Annotated in this window: 6 protein-coding genes; all 6 read right to left on the bottom strand. The window is 70.7% G+C overall.

Annotated features, from left to right (window positions below; all coding sequences use genetic code 11):
- A partial coding sequence (locus V7004_RS14695; RefSeq protein ID WP_334144930.1) for a translation initiation factor IF-2 N-terminal domain-containing protein occupies positions 1-417 on the bottom strand: 417 nt, incomplete at its 3' end.
- 94 nt (positions 418-511) lie between these two features.
- Positions 512-1,831, bottom strand: a complete 1,320-nt coding sequence (nusA, locus tag V7004_RS14690; protein WP_334144929.1) for a transcription termination factor NusA — start codon at positions 1,829-1,831, stop codon at positions 512-514.
- Entirely contained in the window at positions 1,828-2,367 is a 540-nt protein-coding gene (gene rimP, locus V7004_RS14685; RefSeq protein WP_334144927.1) for a ribosome maturation factor RimP, read from the bottom strand. Before rimP ends, nusA begins: the two co-directional genes overlap by 4 nt.
- A gap of 134 nt (positions 2,368-2,501) precedes the next feature.
- The gene (gene proS / locus V7004_RS14680) at positions 2,502-3,926 is read right to left on the bottom strand and encodes a proline--tRNA ligase (RefSeq protein ID WP_334144925.1); all 1,425 of its coding nucleotides are present in this window, start codon (positions 3,924-3,926) and stop codon (positions 2,502-2,504) included.
- Positions 3,927-4,004: 78 nt separating this feature from the next.
- A complete protein-coding gene (gene ispG / locus V7004_RS14675) occupies positions 4,005-5,219 on the bottom strand; it encodes a flavodoxin-dependent (E)-4-hydroxy-3-methylbut-2-enyl-diphosphate synthase (RefSeq protein ID WP_334144924.1) in 1,215 nt (404 codons plus the stop codon).
- 7 nt (positions 5,220-5,226) lie between these two features.
- On the bottom strand, positions 5,227-6,719 hold a 1,493-nt coding region (locus V7004_RS14670), incomplete at its 5' end, for a M50 family metallopeptidase (protein ID WP_334144922.1).

The following is a 6,719-nucleotide window of genomic DNA, read 5'->3' as shown; positions in this document are numbered from 1 at the left end:
CGATGCTGCCGCTGCCGGGCGCACCTCGGGCTCGGGCGCGGCCACGGCGGGCTCGCTCGACGCCGCGGCCGGCGGCTGGGCAGCGGGGGTCGACTCGGCCGCCGGGGGGGCGGCGGGCTCGCTCGGCCCGACCGCGTCGGCGCCCGCAGCCATCTCGGCTTCGGTGGAAGCCCCGGCCGCGGCCGGCTTGGCCGCCGCCTTCTTCGCCTTCTTGGCCTTCGCCGGCTCCTCGGGCTGCTGATCACGGATCAACCCCTCGCGCTCGGCCTTGCGACGGACGCGGTCGGCTTGGGCCTCGACCACGCTGGAGGAATGGCTCTTCACCCCGATCCCCAGCGATTCGCAGAGATCGAGGCACTCCTTGTTGGTCAGCCCGAGTTCCCTCGCAAGCTCGTAGACGCGGATGTTCGATGGCAATGGCAGCCTCTGTTCGTCGGCGTGAACCGCTCCAGCGGCGAGCAGGAGTGGTTCTCTATCCTCGCGCGGTCACCTCGACCGCACGAAAAGCGGTTCAGGTCTCGCTCGACGGCTCGGAGCCCGTCGAGACGGCATCCTCGACGCTAGCGGCGGTCTCGGCAGCTTCCTCCGGCTCCCCGTCGCTGCCCTCACCGTCACCGCCCTCATCGTCGACCCCCTCCGCGACTGCGGCACGCTGCTGCGCATCCGCCTCGAGGGCTTCGACCACGGCGTCGGGACCGTCCTCCACCTCGCGCTCCGCCAGCGACTCAGCAGCCTGCGACCACTGCTCGGCCGAGATCGCCTCCCCACCCTCGGCCGGCTGCCACACCTGCTCGCCCGTCTCCGGATCGACCACCCACTCGCCCTCAGCCCACTCCTGGTTGGCGTAGGCCTGCTCCTCGGCGAGCTGGGACTCGCTCTTGATGTCGACTCGCCACCCCGTCAGGCGGGCCGCCAGGCGAGCATTCTGGCCCTCCTTGCCGATGGCCAGCGAGAGCTGGTAGTCGGGGACGATCACCTCCGCGGTGCCGGTCTCCTCATCGATGCGGACCTCTTTGACCTTGGCCGGCGAGAGCGCCTTGGCCACGAAGTCGGGAGCATCCTCGGAGAACGGGACGATGTCGATCTTCTCCCCCCGCAGCTCGTTGACCACCATCCGGACCCGGGCCCCCCGGGCGCCCACGCAGGCCCCGACCGGGTCGACGTTGGGATCGTTGGACCAGACCGCGATCTTCGTGCGGGCGCCGGGCTCACGGGCGCAGGCCTTGATCTCCACCACGCCGTCGGCGATCTCGGGCACCTCCAGCTCGAACAGCCGCTTGATGAGCCCCGGGTGGGTGCGGCTCACCACGATCTGCGGGCCCTTGGCGGTCTTGCGGACCTCGACGATGTAGGCCTTCACCCGCGCCCCGGGCTCGGGCTTCTCGTACGGGACCTGCTCGGCCTGCGGGAGCAGGGCCTCCACCCGCCCCAGGTCGAGCAAGGTGTAGCGGGAGTCGGTCTGCTGGATGATGCCGGTGACGATGTCGCCCTCGCGCCCGGCGTACTCCTCGTACTTCATCTCCCGCTCGACCTCGCGGATGCGTTGGCTCATCACCTGCTTGGCGGTCTGCGCGGCGATGCGGCCGAAGTCGGCGGGGGTGACGTCGAACTCCTCGCCAATGGGTTCGCCGTTCTCGTCGAGCTCCTGAGCCATGACCCGGAACTCGACGGTCTCCGGGTCGATGGTGACCCACGCGTACTCGTGGGCCCCGGGCAGGCGCTTGTAGGCCGACTCGAGGGCGTCGGCCAGCGCGCCGAAGAGCGTGTCGACCGAGATGCCCTTGTCGGCGGCCAGGGCCTGCAGCGCATCCATCAGATCGGGGTTGCTCATGGGGCGTTGACCTCTCCTGTCTTCGGTGACTTCGACGGCTTCGGGTGCTTCGATCCACGGCTCGGGGAGCCGGGCTTCGGCCCCGGGCCCCATTCGAAGACCGTGCGCGCCCGCTCGATGTCGGCCAGCGCGAGCGTCCGGCGGGCACCGGCCGGCTCATCGAGCACCACGGTGATGTCCTCGTCAGTGGCCGCGGCGAGCTCGCCCGTGAGGCGCCGGGGCCCGTCGAAGCCGGGCCCGGTCTTGAGCGAAACCCGCTGGCCCACCGCCCAGCGGAAGTGCGCAGGGGTGCGTAGCGGCCGCTCGAGCCCGGGACTGGTGACCTCGAGGGTGTACCGGCCGGCGATGGGATCGAGATCGTCGAGCGCCCTCGACACCGCTCGGGTGGTCGCGGTCACCGTGTCGAGGTCGACCCCACCCGGCCGATCGACGGTGACCCGGAGGACCCCGCCGGCGTGCTCGAGGTCGAACAGCTCGAGCCCCTGGGCCGACACGACGGGCTCCACGACGGCCCGCACTCGTTCACTCACGCTCATGGTCACCTCCTTCGGCGTCGGCCGCCCTGGTCGGACAAGCTCGGATCGGGACGTAGCTGGTCTATGACACGAAAGGCGTGGGCCCCAGCCCACGCCTTCGCTCGGATCGAACGGATTGGCAAGAGAAGTATAGGTCAGTACGCCCGGGCGACCACGGCGACGAGCCCCTCCTCGTCCTGGCTCTCCGGGACCGACCCGTCGGGCCGCAGCAGGCACCGGACCGTCACCCCCCGCTCGGCCAGCTCGGCTTCACCCTCCTCCCCCAGCCGGGACCAGGAAACCCGGGCCCATCCGGTGGTCGCGGCCTCCACCGCCTCGCCCAGGTCGGAAACGTCCCGGGTGCGCGCTTCGCGCCTCTCGGTGGCGGACCGCAGCAGAGCGGACTGCTGTGCCTCGAGCAGATCGCTGACCGCCTTATCGACCCCCTCGAGGGGCACGGCCGACTTGGTGCCCGCCAACCGGTCGACCAGGGTGACCTCGCCGGCGGCGAGATCCCGGGGCCCGAGCTCGAGCCGCACCGGCACGCCCTTCAGCTCCCAGTCGGTGGCCCGGCGCCCGAGGGAGAGCGCCACCCGGTCGTCGAGGCGGGCCCGCACCCCGGCCCCGCCCAGCATCTCGGCCAGCCGGCGGGCCTCCGCCACCACCCCACCTTCGTCCCGGACGGCCAGCACGACGGCCTGGATGGGAGCCAGGCGGGGGGGGACGCGCAGGCCCCGATCGTCGCCGTGGCACATGATCAGACCACCCACCATCCGGGTGGACACCCCCCATGAGGTGGTCCAGGCGAGCTGCTGGGTGCCGTGCTCATCGAGGTAGGTGATCTCGAACGCCCGGGCGAAGTTCTGGCCCAGCTCGTGGCTGGTACCCATCTGGAGGGCCTTCCCGTCGCCGGTCATCGCCTCGCAGGTCATGGTGTTGGTGGCGCCAGCGAAGCGCTCCTTGCGGGTCTTGCGCCCGACCACCACCGGGATGGCGAGCACGTTGACCATGAAGTCCTCGTAGACCTCGTGGAGAATGCGCACCGCGTAGTCCCGGGCATCGGCTTCGGAAACGTGAGCGGTGTGACCTTCCTGCCAGAGAAACTCGCTGGTCCGGAGGAACACCCGAGGCCTCAGCTCCCAGCGCACCACGTTCGCCCACTGGTTGAGCAGCAGTGGCAGGTCCCGATAGCTCTGCACCCACTTGGCCATGAACTCACCGATCACGGTCTCGCTCGTGGGCCGCACCACCACCGGCTCCTCGAGCTCCTTGCCGCCCGCCACGGTGACCACTGCCAGCTCGGGGCTGAACCCCTCCACGTGCTCGGCCTCCCGGCGCAGGTAGCTCTCCGGGATGAACAGCGGGAAGTAGGCGTTCTCGGCCCCCGCGGCCTTGATGCGGGCGTCGAGCTCGGCCTGCATCCGCTCCCAGAGCGCGTAACCGTAGGGGCGGATCACCATCGTCCCCCGAACCGGGCCGTTGTCGGCGAGCTCCGCCTTGTTGATCAGGTCCTGGTACCAGCGCGGGAAGTCCTCGGCCTGCGGGGTGAGAACGGGCGCTCTGTCCTTGGATCCAGCCATGGAGGGCGAGCCTACCGGCCGGTACCGGCGCCCTCCGCTGGCGGGTGAGCCACGGGTGAGTGGCGGGTGAGCGGCGGGTCAGAGGTTGCGGATGACCTCGACTCGCTGCTCGCTGCGGTTCGCGTCGGCCCCCTGGACGTCGAGCAACGCCCGCCGATCGGCCTCCGCTTCAGCCGCCGCGCCCGCATCGGCGTGGCGCATAGCCTCCTCCACACCACCGTCGGCGATGAGCTTCGCCCACTCGACGAGCGCGTCGACCATCTCGTCCTCAGGCACCACCTTCACCACCTTGCCCTTCACGAACAGGTGACCACGCCGGCGACCGGCCGCGATCCCCAGGTCAGCCTCCCGGGCCTCACCGGGACCGTTCACCACGCACCCCATCACCGCCACCTGGATAGGCAGGTCGAGCGCTTCGAAGGCCCGCTGGGCATCGTTGGCCACCTGGATGACGTCGACCTCGGCCCGCCCGCAGGACGGACAGGCGATGAGGTCCAGGCCTCGGCGCTCACGAAGGCCCATCGCCTCGAGGAGCTGGCGACCGGCTCGGGCCTCCTCGACGGGGTCCGCGGTCAGCGAGTACCGGATCGTGTCGCCAATGCCCTCAGCCAGCAGGGTGGCGATGCCCGCGGTGGCCTTGATGAGCCCCCCCGGCGGTGGGCCGGCCTCCGTGACGCCGAGGTGCAGCGGATGGTCGACGGTCTCGGACAGCAACCGGTACGCATCGATCATCAGCGGCACGTTCGAAGCCTTCACGGAGATCTTGACGTCGTCGAAGCCCACCTCGGCGAAGTAGGCCAGCTCCTGCAGCGCCGAGGCCACCATCGCCTCCGGGGTGACCCCACCGTGTGCCTCGTAGAGCGCCGGGTCGAGCGAGCCGCCGTTGACCCCGATGCGGATGGGCACCCCGCGGTCCTTGGCCTCCCGGGCCACGGCCTTGATGTGCTCGGGGCGGCGGATGTTGCCCGGGTTGAGCCGCAGCCCGTGCACACCGGCCTCCAGGGCGGCGAGGGCCATGCGGTACTGGTGGTGGATGTCGGCGATGATCGGCACCGGCGAGCGGGGGATGATCCGGGCCAGGCCCTCCGCCGCTTCGATCTCGTTGCACGTGCAGCGCACGATGTCGCAGCCCGCGGCGGCGAGCGCGTAGATCTGGGCCAGGGTGCCGTCGACGTCCGCGGTCTTCGTGGTGGTCATGGACTGGACCGAGACGGGCGCGTCCCCGCCGATAGCCACGTCGCCGACGTGGATCTGGCGGGTGGGGCGCCGCTGGTACCGGGTCTGGTGCTGCATCGGTGGGTCAGGGTCCGAAGGGGTTGGGCACGGGGTTCACCACGTCGAGGTACATCGACGTGAGCCCGAGCCCCACGAGCAGGATGATCACGGTGTAGGTCACCGGCATGAGCTTGCTCATGTCGACCCGGTACCGGCGACCGCTCAACCGTCCCCGGACGGCCTCGTAGGTGGCCACCATGGCATGGCCACCGTCGAGCGGCGGAAGCGGGAGCAGGTTGAACATGCCGAGGAAGATGTTCACGATGATCAGGGTCCACAGGAAGCTGACCATGCCCGACTGGGCGGCCTGGGCACCCAGTCGGGTGATGCCGATGATCGAGATCGGCCGGCTCTCCTGAAGCTCGAGCTGCGCCTCAGGCACGTATTGCGGACCGGAAGGGTCGAGCGAGTGCACCGCCGGCTCACCGGCCCATCGGGACGCGTCACCGTTGCCAGAGGTGGTCACCAGCTCGGCGTAACGGCGCAAGCCCTCGGGGGAGAAGACCTTCCCCACCCCCTTCACGGACTGTACGACGATGGAGCCGAACTCGGGCACGGTGCGGCCCGCGGCCTCCACCAGGCTCACCCGCTCGGCCGGCGCCGGCCCCCTCACGATCCCCAGGAAGCCAGCCGCCCCGTCGGGTGGCAGGGCCACCGGCGCCTGCACCTCGGTCCAGTAGGCGCCGGGCCCTCGCTCGAACTCGATGCGCACCGTGCCGCGGGCCGACCCGAGCCGCTCCACGAACGCCTGGTAGGAGGCGACCCGTTCCCCGTCGACGGAGGCGATGCGATCGCCGTCGCGCAACGGCGGGAGCGCGGCGGCGCCGACCTCGTTCATCCGCCATCCCGGCACCACCTCGAGCGTGATCTGCTCGCCGCCCCGATCGACCACCACCTCGGTGGGCTGCCCCAGGGTGGTTGCGAGTGCGGGGCCGAGGCTGTCCCAGTCGCCGACCGGCGACCCGTTGATCGACACCACCCGGTCGCCGGGCCGAATCCCGCCGGCCGCGGCCGCCGACCCGTCCAGCACCCCGTCGACCACCCACGCCCCCGTGTTGCGCTCCCCGAACCCGGCAAACACCACGAAGATGAGCACCAGGGCGATGGCGAAGTTGGCGAACGGGCCGGCCAGCACCGTCGCCAACCGGCGGGGGTAGGACATCGCCCGGTAGGTGCGGCGCTCGTCGGCCTCGTCGACCTGTTCCAGATTGCTCATGCCGATGATGCGCACGTACGCGCCCGCGGGCAGCACCTTCACGCCGTACTCGGTCTCACCCCGGCGGAACGACCAGATCTTGGGCCCGAAACCGATGAAGAACTCGGTGACCTTCATCCCCGAGCGCTTCGCTACCAGGAAGTGACCCAGCTCATGCAGGAAGATCGACACGACGATCGCCAGGATCATCGCCACCACGCCCCAACCGGTGAGGTGGCCGACGAGCCCCACGAACAGGACGATCAGCAGTGGCCGCAGCCAGCCGCCCCTGGGCCCCGCCGGGGGCGGGGTGGGTGGTCGGC

The organism is Rhabdothermincola sp. (assembly GCF_036846205.1).
GTDB lineage: Bacteria > Actinomycetota > Acidimicrobiia > Acidimicrobiales > Acidimicrobilacustridaceae > Rhabdothermincola.
Note: the sequence above shows the minus strand (reverse complement) of the source record. Positions and strands in the feature narration are given on the sequence as shown.

Bases quoted from the DNA above. Each gene is read 5' to 3' on its own strand.
- nusA (WP_334144929.1), bottom strand. From the start codon at position 1,831: ATGAGCAACCCCGATCTGATGGATGCGCTGCAGGCCCTGGCCGCCGAC.
- rimP (WP_334144927.1), bottom strand. From the start codon at position 2,367: ATGAGCGTGAGTGAACGAGTGCGGGCCGTCGTGGAGCCCGTCGTGTCG.
- proS (WP_334144925.1), bottom strand. From the start codon at position 3,926: ATGGCTGGATCCAAGGACAGAGCGCCCGTTCTCACCCCGCAGGCCGAG.
- ispG (WP_334144924.1), bottom strand. From the start codon at position 5,219: ATGCAGCACCAGACCCGGTACCAGCGGCGCCCCACCCGCCAGATCCAC.